General features: G+C 63.7%; 17 protein-coding genes and 1 tRNA gene. 7 read left to right on the forward strand and 11 right to left on the reverse strand.

The annotated features are described in order from the left end of the window. A partial coding sequence (locus tag EN780_RS03665; protein ID WP_133372575.1) for a BCCT family transporter occupies nucleotides 1-1,153 on the forward strand: 1,153 nt, incomplete at its 5' end. Nucleotides 1,154-1,321: 168 nt separating this feature from the next. After that, nucleotides 1,322-2,125 carry a TerC family protein gene (locus EN780_RS03670; protein ID WP_128272168.1) on the forward strand — a complete coding sequence of 268 codons (804 nt, stop codon included), beginning with the start codon at nucleotides 1,322-1,324 and terminating at the stop codon, nucleotides 2,123-2,125. 39 nt (nucleotides 2,126-2,164) lie between these two features. On the opposite strand, the gene EN780_RS03675 is transcribed toward EN780_RS03670, so the two are convergent. After that, nucleotides 2,165-2,241: transfer RNA gene (locus EN780_RS03675), tRNA-Arg, on the reverse strand. 165 nt (nucleotides 2,242-2,406) lie between these two features. After that, nucleotides 2,407-3,570 carry a M20 aminoacylase family protein gene (locus EN780_RS03680; RefSeq protein WP_128272170.1) on the reverse strand — a complete coding sequence of 388 codons (1,164 nt, stop codon included), beginning with the start codon at nucleotides 3,568-3,570 and terminating at the stop codon, nucleotides 2,407-2,409. A gap of 218 nt (nucleotides 3,571-3,788) precedes the next feature. Here EN780_RS03680 and EN780_RS03685 point away from each other — a divergent pair, with 218 nt between their 5' ends. Together EN780_RS03685 and EN780_RS03690 are read left to right on the forward strand one after the other, a co-directional pair. Continuing rightward, on the forward strand, nucleotides 3,789-4,961 hold the full coding sequence (locus EN780_RS03685; protein ID WP_128272199.1) for a D-alanyl-D-alanine carboxypeptidase family protein: 1,173 nt from the start codon (nucleotides 3,789-3,791) through the stop codon (nucleotides 4,959-4,961). Between the two features lie 4 nt (nucleotides 4,962-4,965). Then, nucleotides 4,966-6,090, forward strand: a complete 1,125-nt coding sequence (locus EN780_RS03690; RefSeq protein ID WP_128272172.1) for a GTP-binding protein — start codon at nucleotides 4,966-4,968, stop codon at nucleotides 6,088-6,090. A gap of 18 nt (nucleotides 6,091-6,108) precedes the next feature. On the opposite strand, the gene EN780_RS03695 is transcribed toward EN780_RS03690, so the two are convergent. The 6 genes from EN780_RS03695 to EN780_RS03715 all read right to left on the reverse strand — a co-directional run bounded on the left by EN780_RS03695 (nucleotide 6,109) and on the right by EN780_RS03715 (nucleotide 10,446). After that, nucleotides 6,109-6,360: a sulfurtransferase TusA family protein gene (locus tag EN780_RS03695; RefSeq protein WP_127420772.1), complete on the reverse strand. Its 252-nt coding sequence runs from the start codon at nucleotides 6,358-6,360 to the stop codon at nucleotides 6,109-6,111. A gap of 52 nt (nucleotides 6,361-6,412) precedes the next feature. Further along, the gene (locus EN780_RS03700) at nucleotides 6,413-7,702 is read right to left on the reverse strand and encodes a murein L,D-transpeptidase family protein (RefSeq protein ID WP_128272174.1); all 1,290 of its coding nucleotides are present in this window, start codon (nucleotides 7,700-7,702) and stop codon (nucleotides 6,413-6,415) included. Nucleotides 7,703-7,957: 255 nt separating this feature from the next. Then, complete coding sequence (locus EN780_RS41300) at nucleotides 7,958-8,086, reverse strand: hypothetical protein (RefSeq protein ID WP_281015756.1); 129 nt, start codon at nucleotides 8,084-8,086, stop codon at nucleotides 7,958-7,960. A gap of 234 nt (nucleotides 8,087-8,320) precedes the next feature. Next, complete coding sequence (locus EN780_RS03705; protein WP_127286898.1) at nucleotides 8,321-9,271, reverse strand: acetyl-CoA carboxylase carboxyltransferase subunit alpha; 951 nt, start codon at nucleotides 9,269-9,271, stop codon at nucleotides 8,321-8,323. Nucleotides 9,272-9,371: 100 nt separating this feature from the next. Then, nucleotides 9,372-10,283, reverse strand: a complete 912-nt coding sequence (locus EN780_RS03710; protein WP_127310077.1) for a site-specific tyrosine recombinase XerD — start codon at nucleotides 10,281-10,283, stop codon at nucleotides 9,372-9,374. Nucleotides 10,284-10,293: 10 nt separating this feature from the next. Next, nucleotides 10,294-10,446: a histidine kinase gene (locus EN780_RS03715; RefSeq protein WP_126058048.1), complete on the reverse strand. Its 153-nt coding sequence runs from the start codon at nucleotides 10,444-10,446 to the stop codon at nucleotides 10,294-10,296. Between the two features lie 198 nt (nucleotides 10,447-10,644). On the opposite strand from EN780_RS03715, the gene EN780_RS03720 reads away from it, so the two are divergent. From EN780_RS03720 to EN780_RS03730, 3 genes are read left to right on the forward strand one after another with little or no spacing between them, the layout of a single operon-like run. Beyond that, the gene (locus EN780_RS03720) at nucleotides 10,645-11,256 is read left to right on the forward strand and encodes a shikimate kinase (RefSeq protein ID WP_127310078.1); all 612 of its coding nucleotides are present in this window, start codon (nucleotides 10,645-10,647) and stop codon (nucleotides 11,254-11,256) included. Next, nucleotides 11,253-12,374 (forward strand): 3-dehydroquinate synthase, encoded by a 1,122-nt coding sequence (gene aroB, locus EN780_RS03725; protein ID WP_128272176.1) that lies wholly within the window; start codon nucleotides 11,253-11,255, stop codon nucleotides 12,372-12,374. The genes EN780_RS03720 and aroB overlap by 4 nt, the downstream gene beginning before the upstream one ends. Then, nucleotides 12,371-13,264, forward strand: coding sequence for a transporter associated domain-containing protein (locus tag EN780_RS03730; protein ID WP_127285327.1), 894 nt, complete (start codon nucleotides 12,371-12,373; stop codon nucleotides 13,262-13,264). The genes aroB and EN780_RS03730 overlap by 4 nt, the downstream gene beginning before the upstream one ends. A 39-nt stretch (nucleotides 13,265-13,303) precedes the next feature. Here EN780_RS03730 and EN780_RS03735 read toward each other — a convergent pair whose 3' ends face one another. From EN780_RS03735 to EN780_RS03745, 3 genes are read right to left on the reverse strand one after another with little or no spacing between them, the layout of a single operon-like run. Beyond that, nucleotides 13,304-14,854 (reverse strand): SpoVR family protein, encoded by a 1,551-nt coding sequence (locus EN780_RS03735; protein ID WP_127285328.1) that lies wholly within the window; start codon nucleotides 14,852-14,854, stop codon nucleotides 13,304-13,306. 11 nt (nucleotides 14,855-14,865) lie between these two features. Further along, complete coding sequence (locus tag EN780_RS03740) at nucleotides 14,866-16,179, reverse strand: YeaH/YhbH family protein (protein ID WP_128272178.1); 1,314 nt, start codon at nucleotides 16,177-16,179, stop codon at nucleotides 14,866-14,868. Between the two features lie 17 nt (nucleotides 16,180-16,196). Then, nucleotides 16,197-18,146 (reverse strand): PrkA family serine protein kinase, encoded by a 1,950-nt coding sequence (locus tag EN780_RS03745; protein WP_127285330.1) that lies wholly within the window; start codon nucleotides 18,144-18,146, stop codon nucleotides 16,197-16,199. Nucleotides 18,147-18,229 lie beyond the last annotated feature (83 nt).

Consider the following 18,229-nt stretch of genomic DNA (forward strand, 5'->3'; position numbering starts at 1 on the left):
GGAATATGCCTATTTTCATTGGGCGCTGCACCCTTGGGCGATCTACGCCATTGTCGGTCTGGCGATCGCCTACTTCACCTACCGCAAGGGCCTGCCCATCCTGATATCGAGTGCATTCACCCCCTTGCTCGGCGGTGCCGTCAACGGGCCGATCGGCAAGACGATCGATATTCTGGCCCTCATCGCCACGCTGTTCGGCACGGCGACATCGCTCGGCCTCGGCGCACAGCAGATCAACAGCGGTCTGAATTTTCTCTGGGGAACCGGCGAGGGGACAGGCATTGCGCTTGCGATCATCGCCGTGCTGTCGGTGCTGTTCATCCTTTCGGCAGTGTCCGGTGTCGGCAAGGGCGTCCAGTTCCTGAGCAACATGAACATGGTTGTCGCCGCCGCCTTGCTGCTCTTCCTGGCCGTCGTCGGACCGACCGTCTTCATCCTCAACACCTTCACCGAAGCGCTCGGCGAATACCTGACCAACCTCGTCACGATGTCGTTCCGCACCGCCGCCTTCAGCGACGGCAAATGGCTGAGCAGCTGGACCATCTTCTACTGGGCGTGGTGGGTTTCCTGGGCGCCTTTCGTCGGCGTTTTCATAGCCCGCATCTCCAGGGGGCGGACGATCCGCGAATTCGTCATCGGCGTTCTGCTCATCCCGAGCGGCGTGACCTTTCTCTGGTTCACCATCATGGGCGGCACCGCGCTGCACTCCGAACTGATGGGGGTCGGCGGACTTGTCGAGGCGGTCAACACCAAGGGCGCCGCCATCTCGCTGTTTGCCCTGCTCGAGCAATATCCGGGAACAGCGATCACCTCGTTCGTCGCGATCTTCCTTGTGGCGATCTTCTTCATCTCGGGAGCCGATGCCGCCTCGATCGTGATGGGCATGCTGTCGTCACGCGGCACGCTCGAGCCCGCGCGCATCGTCGTCGTCCTGTGGGGCGTCCTTGCGGGAGCGTCGGCCTGTGTGCTGCTGGTGATGGGAGGCCTGGAGGGCCTGCAGACCGCGTCGATCATCGCGGCAGCACCCTTCCTTGTCGTCATGGTCGGGCGGTGCATCTCGCTGTGGATGGCGCTGCTGGACGACCTCGAGGGGCGGAGTGAACCCGTCTCTCTGTTGCCCGACGCCCAGCCTGTCGCCGCAGCGGCAGAGTAAACCGCAGCACCGCCATCCAGGCGGCCGGCAAACCGCATCTGAAAACGAACTTCAGGTGCGGTTTGCCGTTCCGCGCCAGCCGGCCGGCGCTCCTCATCGTCGTCACCAGCAGCGCGACAAGATCAAGCCAAAAGCAAATCCAACCGGGTGCTCGAGGGAAGGGCAAAGATGATAACCGATCCGCAAATCTGGCTCAGCCTGCTGACGCTTACAGCGCTCGAAATCGTCCTGAGTGTCGACAACCTGGTCGTGATCTCGGTTCTGGTCAGCAAACTTGCTCCCGAGTTGCAGCCAAAGGCGCGGTTTCTTGGAATGACGCTGGCCCTGGTTCCACGACTGATCCTGCTGCTGTTCATCGGCTGGATCATCGGCTTGACCGAGCCTTTGTTCGAGGCCTTCGGGCACGGCTTTTCCGGGAAGGATCTCATCCTGGCAGGCGGCGGTCTGTTCCTCATCTACAAGGCCACCCAGGAGATACATGCAAGTCTCGAGGGAGAAGAGGGCCACATCGGCGCTACCGTGCGCGCAGGTTTCGTAGCCGTCGTGTCGCAGATCGCCCTGATCAACCTCGTGTTTTCCATCGACTCGATCGTGACCGCCGTCGGCATGGCCAACCAGATCTGGGTCATGGCCGTCGCTGTCGTCGCGTCGATGGCCGTCCTGATCGCTGCCGCCGGACCGGTTGGAAAATTCGTCGATGCCCATCCCACAGTGAAGATGCTGGCACTCGGCTTCCTCATCATGATCGGCATGACGTTGGTCGCGGATGCCTTTGGCGTCCATGTCCCCAAGGGTTACATCTATTCGGCGATGATTTTCTCGATGGCGGTCGAAGGCGTGAACATGCTGCACCGCCGAAAAGCCAGGCCGGTTCATTTGCACAATCAGTATGGGCCGGAGGCTGCGGTTGCGGCCAACGACGGATACGCGCGATCCGCGCCGGTTGCTCAAACAAGCAAACAGGAAGCCTGACGCGCCGCGGCGTATTTCTCGGCAAGTGCCTGAAAATTATGGTGATCCCGACAGGAATCGAACCTGTGACCTACAGATTAGGAATCTGCCGCTCTATCCTACTGAGCTACGGGACCACGCGGCCCGACACATAGCCGCTTCGGACCGGTTCGCCAAGAGGCGTAGTGAATGCAAATCGGGGCGCCGTCGCGCAGGGCTCACAACTCTTGCCCCGGTCCCTGCGCCATGCCCGGGCAACGGCCTCGCCGTGCCCGAGGATTCGCTCCCTGCCGGAACCAGCCTCAGGCGGCCAGCGCCGTCTCCGCCAGTTTCACCCAATAGCTCATGCCGTGCGGGATGACCTCGTCGTTGAAGTCGTAGGCCGGGTGGTGCAGGCCGGCCGTGTCGCCGTTGCCGATGAAGATGAAGGCGCCCGGCCTCGCTTCCAGCATGTAGGAGAAATCCTCGCCGCCCATCACCGGCTGGATGGCGCGGTGCACCTGCGAATTGCCGGCGATATCGGCGGCGACGTCGGCGGCAAAGACCGTCTCTTCGGGGTGGTTGAAGGTGACGGGATAGTTGGGCTCGTAGTCGAAGGTGATGGTGGCGCCAAAGGCGGCGGCCAACCCGTCGCAAAGGGCGCGGATGCGCTCCTCGGCCTTCTTGGCCACTTCCTTCTTCAACGAGCGCACCGTGCCTGCGATCTCGGCGCCTTCGGGGATGACGTTGTAGGCGTCGCCGGCATGGAATTTCGTCACCGACACAACCACCGACTCGACCGGGTCGGTGCTGCGCGAGGCTATCGTCTGCATCGCGCCGACAAGTTGGCTGGTGATGACGATCGGATCGATGGTGCCGTGCGGCATCGCCGCGTGGCCGCCCCGGCCCTTGACGGTGATGGTGAATTCGGCGGTCGCCGCCATGATCGGGCCCGGCCTGATGGCGAACTGGCCGACCGGCAGGCCCGGCATGTTGTGCATGCCGAACACTTTTGAGATGCCGAAGCGTTCCATCATACCGTCCTTGACCATTTCGTTGCCGCCGCCGCCGCCCTCCTCGGCCGGCTGGAAGATGACCGCGACAGAACCGGTGAAATTGCGGGTTTCGGAGAGATATTTGGCGGCCCCCAGGAGCATCGCCGTATGGCCGTCATGGCCGCAGGCATGCATCTTGCCGGGAACGGTCGAGGCATAGGGCTTGCCGGTGATCTCGTTGATCGGCAGCGCGTCCATGTCGGCGCGCAGCCCGATCGTCGTGCCGTCGCCGTTGCGACCGCGGATGATGCCGACGACGCCGGTCTTGCCGAGGCCCGTCACCACCTCGTCGCAACCGAATTCCTTCAGCTTTCCGGTGACGAAGGCGGCGGTCTGGAAAACGTCGAAATTCAGTTCCGGCGTCTGGTGCAGATGGCGGCGCCAGCCGGCGACCTCGTCTTGCATCTCGGCGGCGCGGTTCAAAATCGGCATGATTGTCCCATTTCATCGTTGAAGCAGCCAGTTCCAGCCTGCTGCATTGTAATTGTGATTGCCAGGCGCTTTGCCATGTTGACGTCACATAGGGTAAATAGCACCGCAACAATGCAGCCTGGGGAATCGAGGGCCGGGCCGCACCATGCTGGCGATCGCGTAACGAAATCTTACGGAGCCAGGGGCGACTACGGCAAGAGGCGATTTCGGATTCCATGATGCGGCACGGGCATTTCCTCAAACTATTGCTGGCCGGCGCGCTGGCTTTGCCGATGCTGGCGGGCGTCGCGCGCGCCAACCCGGTGATCCTTTTCGACCTGCAGAGCGGCAAGATCCTCGAGCACCAGGACGCCTTCAAGCGCTGGTATCCGGCGTCGCTGAGCAAGCTGATGACGGCCTATGTGACGTTTCGGGCGATCGCCGCCGGCGAGGTTCAGCTCGATTCGCCGATCAAGGTGACGAAACATTCCGCCGGCGAGCCGCCCAGCAAGATGGGCTTCAAGCCGGGCTCGGTGATGCGGCTCGACAATGCGTTGAAGATGATGCTGGTCAAATCGGCCAACGACATCGCCATGGCCGTCGGCGAGAATATCGGCGGGTCGCAGGCGGCCTTCGCCGACCGCATGAACGCGGAGGCGGCGCGCCTCGGCATGACGGGAACCCATTTCGTCAATCCGAACGGGCTGTTTTCGCCGGACCAGTACACCACCGCGCGCGATCTCGCGCTGCTGGTGACGGCGATCCGCAGCGAGTTTCCGCAATACGCGCCCTGGTTCTCGATCGAGGGGCTGGCGGTCGGCAAGAAGGCGATCCCGAACTACAACCTCTTGATCGGCCGCTATCCGGGCGCCGACGGCATGAAGACAGGCTTCGTCTGTTCTTCGGGCTTCAACATGATCGGCTCGGCGACGCGCAACGGGCGCACGCTGGTCGCCGTGGTGCTCGGCGAGAAATCGGCTGTCAGCCGCGCCGAGACCGTTGCGAAGCTGCTCGACCAGGGTTTTGACACGCCGGCGACCGGCTCGGCTACGCTTGGCGCCTTGCCGTCCTATGGCGATACGCTGTCGCCCAACGATCTGCATGACGAGATCTGCAAGAAGAAGCCGAAGGCGGAGCAGTCGGAGGCCGCCCCCGCCGTCGCCGCCAAGGAGGCGCCGAAGTCGCCCTACCAGGTGAAGCTCGCTCACCCGACCCTGGTCGCCGTCGGCCTCGGCGGCGCAACCGGGCCGACGCCGAAGGCGATGCTCGACCAGTCGGGCCAGGAATATGCCGATGTGCCGCTGCCGAGCTGGCGGCCCGACATTCCGGCGCCCACCGGCGCCGAGCCGGCCGCAAGCGGGACGGCCGCGGTTGCCGTGCAGGGCGACCAGCCGGTCAAGGCCGCGAACTAGCCCGATGGGCGGCAGCTTTCCCATCCCGGTCTCGGTGCTCACCGGCTTCCTCGGCGCCGGCAAGACGACGCTGCTCAACCGGCTGCTGAAGGACCCGCAACTTACCGACACGGCTGTCATCATCAACGAGTTCGGCGAGGTGGCGATCGACCATCTGCTGGTCGAGCAGGCCTCAGACGGCATCATCCAGCTTTCCGACGGCTGCCTGTGCTGCACGGTGCGCGGCGAACTGGTCGATACGCTGGCCGACCTCGTCGACCGGCTGCAGACCGGCCGCATCGCCAGGCTGGCGCGCGTCGTGGTCGAAACCACCGGGCTTGCCGATCCGGCGCCGGTGCTGCAGTCGATCATGGCGCATCCGGCGCTGGTGCAGGCTTTCCGGCTCGACGGCGTGATCACTCTGGTCGATGCGGTCAACGGCAATGCGACCCTCGACGCTCATGTCGAGGCGGTGAAACAGGCGGCGGTCGCCGACCGCATCGTGCTCACCAAGACCGACCTCGTCACCGATGCCGGCGATGTCGCGGCGTTGCGAGCGCGCCTGCGTCAGCTCAATCCCGGCGCCGTTCTGCTCGATGCCGATGACAGCGGAACCGGCGCCGCGGCGCTGTTCGACTGCGGGCTCTACAACCCCGAAACCAAATCGGCCGATGTGCAGCGCTGGCTGGGCGAAGAGGCTGGTCATCATCACCATGATCATGATGGCCGCCACCACCATCATGGCGACGATCATCATCACGATCACCAGCATCGCCACGATTCGCGGGTGCGCTCGCATTCGCTGGTCCATGACGGTCCGGTGCCGTTCTCGGCGATCGAGATGTTTCTCGATCTGCTGCGCTCGACGCATGGCGAGAAGCTGCTGCGTATGAAAGGCGTCATCGAATTGCTGGAGGATCCGTCGCGGCCGCTGGTCATCCATGGCGTGCAGAAGATCCTGCACCCGCCGGCAAGGCTGCCGGCCTGGCCGGAGGGCAATCGCGGCACCAGGCTGGTGCTGATCACGCTCGACATGCCGGAGGACTATGTGCGCCGGCTGTTCGCCGCCTTCACCAACAGGCCGTCGATCGACACGCCCGACCGCGCGGCGCTGGAGGACAATCCGCTGGCCATAGCCGGGCGACGGTAAGGGGCCAGGACCGCGAACTCAGGCGGCGCCGCGCTCGACCAGGAAGCGATGGCCGCCGGACACCGCCGCCGTTTCGACGAGCTGATGGCCTGCGTCCGAGCAGAAGGCCGGAATGTCGATGACGGCAAGCGGATCGGTGGTTTCCAGCCAGAGCAGGCTACCCGGCCGCATCGCGGCCAGGCGCTTCTTCGCCTTGAGCACGGGGAGGGGGCAGTTCAGCCCCTTGAGATCGTAGACGGCAGGGCGCCTGCTTTCTGTTTTTTCATGCATGTCGTTGTCCCAAACCGCCCCACCCTTTGGGCGACATGCATCAGCCAAAACCTCAGCCGCCGAACATGCCGAGCAGCTTCTTCTTCAGCTTCGTCACCGTGCCGTCGTCGGCGCTCGCGGCCTGCGTTTCGGCTGCCGGCTCGGCCGCTTCGACGCCCGCGGTGGTGACCGGCTGCTGGGCAGCCTGCTTGGCGGCTTCCGCCTCGGCCAATGCCTGGGCCTTGGCAGCTTCCTTGGCGGCCTTGGCTGCCTGTATGGCCGCGAGCCGCTGTTCCTCGGCCTTGCGCTTGGCATCCTTCTCGGCATCGAGCGCGGCCATCTTGCGGCCGAGCGGCGAATCGATGCGGCCCATGCGCGCGGTCTCGGTCACCGAGCCGTCGCCATTCATCGACGGCGGGTCGATCGGCACGCGCTCGCCGCGGGCGCGGCGCTTCGACCAGTCGGAAACGATACTGGCTTCCTTGATGCCGGCAATCGTCGGCTTGGGCGCCGGCGCGCTCGACTTGACGGCGCCGTTGAAGGCCGAGTCATAGGTGCTCTGATAGGCGCTATAGGCGCTCTTCAGCGAATCCGGCTGCGTGGTGGCGGGGCAGGGCCCGGTGGGATCGAAGGTCGTGCCCTCCGGCGCCACTTGATTGAAGACGTAGCGCTTTTCGCAGACGTCGACCTTCGGCGGCACCTTGGTGATTTCGAAATTGTCGTAGCCGACCTTCAGCATCTTCCAGAAATCGTAGTTCGGGTCGTTGCGGTAACGCGCCATGTTGGCGGCGGTCATGCGGAACGGAAAGGCCTGGATCTGGAACTCGGTCTGCCCGCCTTGGAAGGCATCGCGGCCGAAGGCGTAGATCTGCTCGATCTGGGCATCGGTCATCGAATAACAGCCCGACGACGAGCAGGCGCCATGCACCATCAGATTGGAGCCGGTGCGGCCATTGGCGCGGTCGTAGGCGTTGGGATAGCCGATGTTGAAGGACAGATGGTAGTTCGAGCGCGGGTTCATCTGCGAGGGCCGGACCGTGTAGAAGCCTTCCGGCGCCTGGCGGTCGCCTTCCGTGTATTTCGGCCCGAGCTTGCCCGACCATTTGCAGATGTCGTAGTTGGCCACCATCTCGTAGCGGCCATTGGTCTTGGCCTTCCAGATCTCCAGCTTGCCCTCTTCCTTGAAGATACGGGCCATCACCGACGAGGTGCGGACCATGCCCTTGGCCTTCATGTCGGCCAGGATCTTGTCCGGCAGCGGCTTGTTGGCCTCCGGCGCGAAGTCCTTCATCGAGGAATCGTTGCAGCCGGCGACGCCGATGGCGGCGATCAGGACTCCGGTGCGGGCAAGCTTGGCAAACATGGGTACGGCTTAGTCTTTCCCTCGGGCCACGGGTTCAACCGCCAGGCCCGCACGCTGAACATTAGCGGACCGTAAGCCCGTTAACCTTGAAAAATCCTTACCGCAAGCCTCGAACGACCCCTCGCGGCAATTTCATTGAGCCGAACGCGGCGGCATTTTTGTGGCGGAATCGTGCCCGTACACCACTTTGCCGCGTAGCGGCCGAAGCTATTCCAAGGCGATCAAACGTTTTGATAGAGACGGATTTGACGGGGACTAGTTGATGTCGGTGCCGCTGCCATTGCTGTTGCCGTTTTCCACTGGCGGCTGGGAAGTCGCTTGTTGAGCCGTCACTGCTTGCAGGCGGGCGACTTTGATCAGCGTGGGTTTCTCGTATTTCTTCATTTCAAATCCCCCGAAACGAGAAGCTTAATTAGCAGCCGTTAAAGCAAAGTGTCTATGGCGGCCCCGCTCCGAACCACCGGATCGTTGCCCTGGACCACCGATGTGGTGGCACCTTCCGGACGGAAAACCGTTCCAGAAGTTTGCTGGAATTGCCCGGATATAAAGCGCGTCGGGCTGAAACGGAGTCAGGCGACGCGCCTTAAGCCCTCCCGGAACCGCCCACATTTCCGGGCACTAGAGGCTGCGGCCCATGGCAAGGTATTTCTCGCGACGCTGCTCGCGGAAATCGGTGTTGGCGCCGGCAAAATCCTTCATCGTCTTGGCGATGAGGTCGCCGGTGGCGGCGATCACCGTTTCGGGGGCGCGATGGGCGCCCCCGAGCGGCTCGGGGACGATGGCGTCGATGATCTTCATTTCGTAAAGATCCTGGGCGGTGATCTTCATGTTGGTCGCCGCATCCTTGGAGCGGGTGGTGTCGCGCCACAGGATCGAGGCAGCGCCCTCCGGCGAGATCACCGAATAGATGGCATGCTCCAGCATGTAGACGCGGTTGGCGGTGGCGATTGCGATGGCGCCACCGGAGCCGCCTTCGCCGATGACGACCGAGATCGAGGGCACCTTGAGCGCCAGGCAGGCCGAGGTCGAGCGGGCAATCGCCTCGGCCTGGCCGCGTTCCTCGGCACCGACGCCGGGATAGGCGCCGGCGGTGTCGACCAGCGTCAGAAGCGGGATCTTGAAGCGGTCGGCTAGCTCCATCAGCCGCACCGCCTTGCGATAGCCTTCCGGCCGCACCGAGCCGAAATTGTGCTTCAGCCGGCTCGCCGTGTCCGAGCCCTTCTCCTGGCCGATAACCGCCACCGGCTCGCCGCGGAAGCGGGCGAAGCCGCCGACGATCGCCTGGTCCTCGCCGAAATTGCGGTCGCCGGCGAGCGGCGTGAAATCGCTGAGCAGGGCCTTGATGTAGTCGACGCAATGCGGCCTGTCGGGATGGCGCGCCACCTGCACCTTCTGCCAGGGCGTCAGCGACTTGTAGGCCTCGCGCAGCGCGTCGCGCGAACGCTTCTCCAGGCGGCTGATCTCATCGCCGACATCGACGGCCTCGCCGTTCTCGGCAAGCTTCTTCAGCTCGAGGATCTTGCCTTCGAGATCCTGCACCGGCTTTTCGAAATCGAGGTAGTTGTACATTCTTGAGCGGACCGACAGTTCGGAAGGCAGTGGCTGGCGAAACCCTCGAAAACCGGGGCTCCGGGCGGTGGAACGTCGTCCTCACATAGCGACATGAGGCCTAGTCGGCAAGCGGATGATGATCATTGACCAGCCGCACCAGCCGCTCCTCCAGCACATGGGTGTAGATCTGCGTGGTCGAGATGTCGGCGTGGCCGAGCAGCTGCTGCACGGCCCTGAGATCGGCGCCGTTCTGCAGCAGGTGGCTGGCGAAGGCGTGGCGCAGCACATGCGGCGAGATCTTGGCCGAGGCGATGCCGGCCCTTGCGGCAAGGCCTTTCAGGTCGCGGGCGAAGACCTGGCGGGACAGATGGCCGGTGTCGGAGGCGGCCGGAAACAGGAAGGGGCTGTTAGCGAGCGCCGGCCGCTCTGCCCTGGCGGCAAGCCAGGCGCGCATCGCGGCGCGCGCCTTGGCCGAGAGCGGCACCATGCGTTCCTTGTTGCCCTTGCCGCGCACCATGAAGAAGCGGTCGTCGCGCAGCGCCACCGTCACCGGCAGGCCGACCAGCTCGGAAACACGCAGGCCGGTGGCGTAGAGCACCTCGACCAGCGCATGCAGGCGCAGCCGCGCCAGCCGATCGCCGCCGTCGGCTTCGCCCGCTTCCGTGGCGGCGCGGTCGATCAGCCGGCCGGTTTCGGCCTCGCTCATCGTCTTCGGCAGCGGCCGGCCCTTCCTCGGGCTGTCCAGCGTGCCGGTCGGGTCGTCGCCGCGCAGGCCCTCGGCGTAGAGGAACTTGAAGAACTGGCGGATCGCCGACAGTTTGCGCGCCTGCGAGGTGGCGGCGAAGCCGCGCGCGGCGATATCGTCGAGATAGGCGCGGATGTCGGCGGCCGCGGCGGCGGCAAGCCCGCCGCTGATCGCCATCGAAGCGTCTTCCAGGTCGCGGCGATAGGAGGACAGCGTGTTTTCGGCCGCGCCCCGCTCGGCGCTCATCATCTCCAGAAAGGCCTCGATGCGCGCCGCGCTGTTCATGTCCCGGGCATCAGTTCTTCTTGGGGTTCAGCTTTTCCGGCGGAATGCGCACGCTCATTTCGGCCTTTTTCGGTTCGACGAACATGGCCAGCGCGAACATCGTTCCATAGGCAATGCCGGCCAGAATCGTCAGCGTCACGACAAAGCGAAACAGTGTCGGCATCAATATGCGCCCGTCTCTTGTTCTGCATTTCCAAACCCTGTGCCCTTATGGGACGCCAATCCGTCCAATTCAAGGTAGAAGCCTGTCGTCCTGGCGCGGGTTCTGTTCGGAAAACCGTATGACACTTTTCCGGGAGCTGCGCGCCATGGTTGACGCAACCAGGCTTTTGATGTCGATAACGCCGGCAAAGGGGCCCGTATGAACGCGCTACAAGCAAATCCACCCGCTGAAGGCCATACCGAGCTGCTCGAGCGGCTGGGCACCCGCTCCATCGTCTTCGTTGGCCTGATGGGCGCCGGCAAGACGGCGATCGGCCGCAAGGTGGCGGCGATGCTTTCGCTGCCCTTCATCGACAGCGACCAGGAGATCGAAAGCGTGTCGCGCATGACCGTGCCCGAACTGTTCGAGCGTTATGGCGAGACGGAATTCCGCGCGCTGGAGCAGCGCGTCATCCTGCGGCTCCTTGAAAACGGCCCGCAGGTGCTGTCGACCGGCGGCGGCGCCTTCATGAACGCGCAAACGCGCGAGGCGATCGCCGGCCATGGCGTGTCGGTCTGGCTGAAGGCCGAGCTCGACCTGTTGATGGAGCGCGTGTCCAAGAAGCAGAACCGGCCGTTGCTCAAAAGCCCCGATCCGCGCGCTGTGCTGGAAAGGCTGATGGGCGAGCGCTATCCGGTCTACGCCACATCGGACGTCACCGTGCCGACCCGCGACGACCGCAAGGAGGTCATCGCCGCCGAGGTCGTCGCCGCGCTCTGCGGACATTTCGGCGTCGCCATGGTCGCGGCCGGCGACGAGGCGCGGCCATGAGCGCCATCGCACCTGTCACCGTCGAAGTCGGGCTCGGCGAGCGCGGCTACGACATATTGATCGGCCCCGGCCTGCTGTCCGGCGCCGGCCAGGAGATCTCGCGCCGCTTGCCGGGCAGGCGAGCGGCCGTCGTCACGGATGAGAACGTCGCCGCCGCGCAGCTCGGCACGCTGAAGGCCGGTCTCAAGACCAGTGGCATCCAGCCGGCCGTAATCACCTTGCCGGCGGGCGAGAAGACCAAGAGTTTTGCCCATCTCGAAGAGGTGGTCGACGGCGTGCTCGCCGCCAAGCTCGAACGCGGCGATATCGTTATCGCGCTCGGCGGCGGCGTCATCGGCGATCTTGCCGGCTTTGCCGCCGGCATCGTGCGGCGCGGCATGAATTTCGTGCAGATCCCGACCTCGCTGCTCGCACAGGTCGATTCCTCGGTCGGCGGCAAGACCGGCATCAACAGTCCGCGCGGCAAGAATCTTATCGGCGTCTTCCATCAGCCGAAGCTGGTGCTGGCCGACACCGGCGTGCTCGACACGTTGCCGATCCGCGAATTCCGCGCCGGCTACGCCGAGCTCGCCAAGTACGGGCTGATCGACCGCCCCGCCTTCTTCGCCTGGCTGGAGGCGAACTGGCAGGACGTGTTCGCCGGCGGTCCGGCGCGGGCTGAGGCGATCGCCGAGGCCTGCCGCGCCAAGGCCGATGTCGTCGCCCGCGACGAGTTCGAGACCGGCGACCGCGCACTGCTCAATCTCGGCCATACGTTCGGCCACGCGCTGGAAGCCGCCACGCACTATGACGGCGCCCGGCTCGTCCACGGCGAGGGGGTCGCCATCGGCATGGCGCTGGCGCATCGCTTCTCGGCGCGGCTCAACCTGGCGAGCCCGGACGATGCGGGGCGCGTCGAGGCGCATCTTCGCGCTGTCGGCTTGCCATGGCGGATGGCCGACATACCGGGCGAACTGCCCGACGCTGAGGCGCTGCTCTCGTACATCGCCCAGGACAAGAAGGTGTCCCGCGGCGCGCTGACCTTCATCCTGACGCGCGGTGTCGGCCAGGCCTTCATCGCCAGGGACGTGCCGGCGTCGGAAGTGCTTGGCTTCCTTGCGGAAAACCACCCGGGATGAACGAGCCCGGCTGGATCGTCGCGGCCATCCTTGCCGGTCTGGTACTGCTGGCGTTGCTGTTTCGTGCCCGCCTGCTCGCTGCCTTCGGCTACGAATTGCGGCCAGTCGATCCGCAAGGTTTCGCTGATGACCAATCGCGCGAGCCGGCCGACGATTTCCGCCGCGACGGCCAGGGTGCGCGCGAGGAGCGCAATCGCCTGGAGGGACTGTTCGACCTCGAGGAACTCGAAGTGTCCGACGTCATGGTCCACCGCACCAACATGCGCTCGGTCAATGCCGACAACCCGTCGGAAGCGGTGGTGCGCGAGATCCTGAACAGCCCGCATACCCGCATGCCGTTGTGGAAGGGCTCGCTCGACAACATCGTCGGCGTGCTGCACGCCAAGGACCTGCTGAGGGCGCTGAACGAGGTCGGCAACGACTTTTCCAGGATCGACGTGATGAAGATCGCGTCGAAGCCCTGGTTCGTGCCGGACACCACCACCTTGCAGGACCAGCTCAACGCCTTCCTGCGCCGCAAGGCGCATTTCGCCATCGTCGTCGACGAATATGGCGAAGTGGAAGGGCTGGTGACGCTGGAGGACATCATCGAGGAGATTGTCGGCGAGATCGCCGACGAGCACGACGTCGACATCCAGGGCGTCAAGCAGGAGGCCGACGGCTCGGTCGTGGTCGACGGCACGGTGGCGATCCGCGATCTCAACCGGGCGCTCGACTGGAACCTGCCGGACGAAGAGGCCACCACGATTGCCGGCCTCGTCATCCACGAGACCCAGTCGATCCCCGATGAAAAGCAGGCCTTCACTTTCCACGGCAAGCGCTTCGTGGTCATGAAGCGCGACAAGAACCGCATCGCCAGGCTGCGGATAAAGCCGGCGGGCGACGCTTAATCAAACACACGGGGTGAGCGACGCGGCTTGCCTCCGGCGCTACTCCACGATCTCCCTGGTCGAGCGCTCGTGCAGCGTCGCGCCTGTTTCGGCGTCGACCGCCGCAAGACTGACCTCGTAGCCCCAGAGGCTGCGGATATGGCGCAAAGTCGCGTCGCGGCTGCCTTCCTCAAGGAGGATGCCGGCCTTCACCTTGTGCTGCAGCCGCAGTTGCCTGTCGCCGCGCAGGTCGACATCGACAATCTGGATGTCGGGCCTGTTCGCCCCCACGTCGTAGCTGTGGGCCAGGGCGCTGCGTATCTTCTCATAGCCGCGCTCGTTGTGGATCGACGCGACCTCCAGATGCGGTTCGTCGGCTCGATCGGCAAGCGCGAAGAGCCGCCATTTCCGGATCAGTGTTGGGCTGAGGTACTGGCGGATGAAGGACTCGTCGCGATGGTCGGCCCATGCCTCGAGCAGCGTCTCGCGCCAGTCGCCGCGGCCCGCAATGTCGGGAAACCAGTCGCGGTCCTCCGCCGTCGGCTCGGTCGAGATGCGCCGTATGTCCTGCATCATGTCGAGACCGAGCGCGTAGGGATTTATGCCGGAAAAGCGGGGATCGTCGAAACCGGGCTGGAAGACCACATTGGAATGGTTGCGCAGGATTTCGAGCATGGCGCCCTCGCCGATCAGCCCGCGATCGAACAACAGGTTCATCAGCGTGTGGTGCACGAAAGTGGCGCAACCCTCGTTCATCACCTGGGTTTGCCGCTGCGGGTAGAAATATTGCGCGATGATGCGGACGATGCGGACGATTTCGCGCTGCCACGGTTCCAGCACAAGGCTGTTCTTCTCGAGGAAATAGAGCAGGTTCTCCTCGGGTAGATTGAGCGACTTCTTCCGTTCCGCCAGGCTCTCGTCCTTCTCGCCGGTCTTGCCGGCCTCGTGCGAGGCCGGCAGCGTGCGCCACAAATCATTGTAGGAGCGTTCCTCATATTCGAGGCGCTCGCGCAGGCCTTCGCGCTGCCGCTCCGACGACAGCTTCGGCGGCCGGCGGTAGCGGAACACGCCCTGTTCCATCAACGCATGCGCCGAATCGAGGACCGCCTCGACCGCCGCCAGCCCATGCCGCTCCTCGCAGCGGGCGATGTAGCCCTTGGCGAAGTCGAGATAGCTCAGGATGGCCCCGGCGTCGGTCCACTGCCGAAACAGGTGATTGTTCTTGAAGAAATGGTTGTGCCCAAGTGCCGCGTGCGCCGTAACCAGGGCCTGCAACGCCATGGTGTTCTCCTCCATCAGGTAGACGATGCAGGGATTGGAGTTGATGACCAGCTCATAGGCCAGGCCGCGACCGCCCTTGCGGTAGAGAAGGTCATGATGAAGGAAATGCTTGCCGAACGACCAATGGCGATACATCAGCGGCATGCCTATCGACGAATAGGCGTCGAGCATCTGCTGGGACGAGATGATCTCCATCTGAACCGGATAGATATCGAGGTGGAGTTCCTCCAGCGCGATCGCCTCGATCGCGTCATAGGCCCGCGACAGCGTCTTGAAATCCCAATCAGATCCGGAAAACAGCAAAGCTGGTTTGCTTGCCTGCCTGGCCATTTGCACCCCTCTCAAGCGCTCTTGCGGGCGGCCGGTTGCCTTGCGAAGAGCTGGCGGAAGACCGGGTAGATGTCGGCCGGCGTGGCGATGCGGGTCATCTGGAAGTTCGGCCATTTCTGCGCGACGACGCTGTAGGCGCGCCACAGCGACGTCCCGTTTTCGGTGGCTCCGAAAATATGGCTCTCGCGTTCGTCGATGATCTCGACATAGGCGAAATACTGGCAAAGACGCATGAGCGCGCCGTCGAGTAAGGCTATGCAGCGTTCCGAATCGGTGGCGAAATTGTCACCGTCCGAAGCCTGGGCGGCGTAGATGTTCCACTCGTTGGCCGGGTAGCGTTCTTCGATGACGCGGCGCATTTCGTCGAGCGCCGTGGAAACGACGGTGCCGCCGCTTTGCGTGCAATGGAAGAAGGTTTCCTCATTCACCTCCTGGGCCTCGTGGGTGTGGCGGATGAAGACCACCTCGGTGCGCTCGTAGCGCCGTTTCAAGAACAGATGCAAAAGCACGAAGAAGCGTTTGGCCAGATCCTTCTCGCGCTCACCCATCGATCCGGACACATCCATCAGGCAGAACATCACGGCACTGGCATTCGGCAGCGGCCGGGGATCGAAGCGATTGAAGCGGATGTCGATCGGATCGACATAGGCGATGCGTTTGCGGCGGCGCTCCAGCCGTTCGAACTCCTTGCGCAAATCCGCGACACGCAGACGCGTCGCTGCGCTGACCGGCTGAGAGTCCAGCGCGGCGATCTGCCCGGCGATGGCATCCACGTCCGCCTGCTTCGGCCGCCTCAACGCTATGCGGCGGCCATGACTGTTGCGCATCGTACGCGCGACGTTGATGTTGGTCGGCGAACCGGTTGTCGCGAAGCCGGCACGCTGCGACTTGAAGGCGAGGATTTCCTTGAGGTTGAGCTTGACCATGTCGGGCAGTTCGAGATCCTCGAAAAAGAGATCGAGAACCTCCTCACGCGACAGCACGAAACGGAAATCGTCTTCAGAGACCGTGTCGCCCGGAGACGACGACCCGGCGCCGCCGCCCTGGCCGGGTTTGGGGATCAGGTCTCCGGGAGAGAAACTCTTGTTGCCCGGCAGGATGTGCTGGCGCCGCCCGCTGTTCCTGGCATCGTTGAAGCTCGGCTCACCGGTGCCTTTTTCCGGCATCGGCACGGCATATTCCTTGTCCGCTTCGGCGATCCGGCCGGTGCGGATGCGGTCGCGTATACTGCGCTTCAGTTCGTCCCGCGCGCGCTTGAGGAAGCGCTGGCGGTTACCCAAGCTCTTGTCCTTGGGATTCAGGCGTCGGTCGATGAAGATCGGCATGGAACCCCCAGGCGTTCTCAACCCGCCTTGTTCACCCGCATGTACCAGTCGACGAGCCGGCGCACCTGACGCTGGGTGTAACCGCGCTCGACCATGCGCTGCACGAATTCATTGTGCCGCTTTTCGGTCACGCTGTCCTGCTTGGAGCCGAAGCTGATCACCGGCAGAAGATCCTCGACCTGGCCGAACATGCGCTTTTCGATGACCTCGCGCAGCTTTTCATAGCTTGTCCAGGACGGGTTGCGGCCGTGATTGCGCGCCCTGGCCCGCAAGGTGAACTTGACCACTTCGTTGCGGAAGTCCTTGGGATTGGCGATGCCTGCCGGTTTTTCGATCTGTGACAGTTCGTTGTCCAGCACCTCGCGGTTGAGGATCTGGCCGGTGTCGGGATCCTTGTAGTCCTGGTCCTCGATCCAGGCATCGGCATAGGCGATGTAGCGGTCGAACAGGTTCTGGCCGTATTCGCTGTAGGATTCGAGGTAGGCCTTCTGGATCTCGTGGCCGATGAATTCGGCATAGCGCGCGGCGAGTTCCGACTTGGTGAACTCCAGATAGGCTGCCTCCGTCTGCTTCGGAAACTGCTCGCGCTTGATCGCCTCTTCCAGAATGTACATCAGGTGCACGGGGTCGGCGGCCACTTCCTTAGTGTCGTAGTTGAAGGTCTGCGACAGGATCTTGAAGGCAAAACGCGTGCTGACGCCGGTCATGCCCTCGTCGACGCCGGCGGCATCGCGGTATTCCTGTACCGACTTCGCCTTCGGGTCGACCTCCTTCAGGCTCTCGCCGTCATAGGCGCGCATCTTGGTGTAGCGGGGTGAATTGTCGTGCTCGGCAAGGCGCGTCGCGACGGTGAAGCGGCTGAGGATGTCGAGAACTTCGGGGGCGCAGGGACTGGCCGCCAATTCGCTTTCGCGCAGCAGCTTCTCGTAGATCTGCCGCTCTTCGGTGACGCGCAGGCAATACGGAACCTTGACCACCAGGATGCGATCGAGGAAGGCCTCGTTGTTCTTGTTGTTCTTGAACTGCTGCCATTCCGATTCGTTGGAATGCGCCACGACGATGCCCTGGTAGGGGAAGGCGCCGAAATTCTCGGTGCCGTTGTAGCTGCCCTCCTGCGTGGCGGTCAGCAGCGGATGCAGGACCTTGATCGGCGCCTTGAACATCTCGACGAACTCGAGCAGGCCCTGTGTCGTGCGATTGAGCCCGCCGCTGTAGGAATAGGCATCCGGGTCGGATTGGCTGAAATTCTCCAGCTGGCGGATGTCGACCTTGCCGACCAGGGCCGAGACATCCTGGTTGTTCTCGTCGCCGGGCTCGGTCTTGGCGATGCAGATCTGGCGCAGCCGCGACGGCATCAGCTTGACGACGCTGAATTTGGAGATGTCTCCAGCCAGTTCGTCGAGGCGCTTGGCGGCCCATGGCGAGATCAGCCCGTTCAGGCGGCGGCGGGCTATGCCGTATTTGTCCTCAAGCAGGTCGCCCATATGGTCGGGGTTGAATAGGCCGAGCGGCGATTCGAAAACCGGGCTGATCTGGTTGCCGACCTTCAGCGTGTAGATCGGCCGCTGCTCCATGAGCTTCTTCAGCCGTTCGGCTAGTGAAGACTTGCCGCCGCCGACAGGACCGAGCAGATAAAGGATCTGCTTGCGCTCCTCGAGACCCTGCGAGGCATAGCGGAAATAGCCGGCGATACGCTCGATCGTATCCTCCATGCCATAGAAGTCGGCGAAGGATGGGTACACCTTGACGGTTCGGTTGGAGAAGATGCGGCCGAGCCGCTCGTCCTTGCTGGTGTCGATCAGATTTGGCTGACCAATCGCCGCGACCATCCTTTCGGGGGCCGTGGCGTACATCGATTTGTCTTCGCGGCAGGCAAGGAGGAATTGCTGGAGGCTGATCTCTTCCTGTGCCGCATGGGTATAGATCTCCGAGAACAGGTCGAAGACGTCGGATTGGTTCTCGCGCATGATTATGTGCCCTCGGAGCCGCTCTGGCTGCCAGTCGGCTCATCACATATTCAACTGCCGGAAAGCGTTGTTGGTTCCCTTCA

Source organism: Mesorhizobium sp. M4B.F.Ca.ET.089.01.1.1, from assembly GCF_004022605.1.
In the GTDB taxonomy this organism is placed as follows: Bacteria; Pseudomonadota; Alphaproteobacteria; order Rhizobiales; family Rhizobiaceae; genus Mesorhizobium; species Mesorhizobium abyssinicae.

Coding starts and splice junctions, on each gene's coding strand:
- EN780_RS03670 (WP_128272168.1), top strand. CDS start 1,322: ATGATAACCGATCCGCAAATCTGGCTCAGCCTGCTGACGCTTACAGCG.
- EN780_RS03680 (WP_128272170.1), bottom strand. CDS start 3,570: ATGCCGATTTTGAACCGCGCCGCCGAGATGCAAGACGAGGTCGCCGGC.
- EN780_RS03685 (WP_128272199.1), top strand. CDS start 3,789: ATGCGGCACGGGCATTTCCTCAAACTATTGCTGGCCGGCGCGCTGGCT.
- EN780_RS03690 (WP_128272172.1), top strand. CDS start 4,966: ATGGGCGGCAGCTTTCCCATCCCGGTCTCGGTGCTCACCGGCTTCCTC.
- EN780_RS03695 (WP_127420772.1), bottom strand. CDS start 6,360: ATGCATGAAAAAACAGAAAGCAGGCGCCCTGCCGTCTACGATCTCAAG.
- EN780_RS03700 (WP_128272174.1), bottom strand. CDS start 7,702: ATGTTTGCCAAGCTTGCCCGCACCGGAGTCCTGATCGCCGCCATCGGC.
- EN780_RS41300 (WP_281015756.1), bottom strand. CDS start 8,086: ATGAAGAAATACGAGAAACCCACGCTGATCAAAGTCGCCCGCCTGCAA.
- EN780_RS03705 (WP_127286898.1), bottom strand. CDS start 9,271: ATGTACAACTACCTCGATTTCGAAAAGCCGGTGCAGGATCTCGAAGGC.
- EN780_RS03710 (WP_127310077.1), bottom strand. CDS start 10,283: ATGAACAGCGCGGCGCGCATCGAGGCCTTTCTGGAGATGATGAGCGCC.
- EN780_RS03715 (WP_126058048.1), bottom strand. CDS start 10,446: ATGCCGACACTGTTTCGCTTTGTCGTGACGCTGACGATTCTGGCCGGC.
- EN780_RS03720 (WP_127310078.1), top strand. CDS start 10,645: ATGAACGCGCTACAAGCAAATCCACCCGCTGAAGGCCATACCGAGCTG.
- aroB (WP_128272176.1), top strand. CDS start 11,253: ATGAGCGCCATCGCACCTGTCACCGTCGAAGTCGGGCTCGGCGAGCGC.
- EN780_RS03730 (WP_127285327.1), top strand. CDS start 12,371: ATGAACGAGCCCGGCTGGATCGTCGCGGCCATCCTTGCCGGTCTGGTA.
- EN780_RS03735 (WP_127285328.1), bottom strand. CDS start 14,854: ATGGCCAGGCAGGCAAGCAAACCAGCTTTGCTGTTTTCCGGATCTGAT.
- EN780_RS03740 (WP_128272178.1), bottom strand. CDS start 16,179: ATGCCGATCTTCATCGACCGACGCCTGAATCCCAAGGACAAGAGCTTG.
- EN780_RS03745 (WP_127285330.1), bottom strand. CDS start 18,146: ATGCGCGAGAACCAATCCGACGTCTTCGACCTGTTCTCGGAGATCTAT.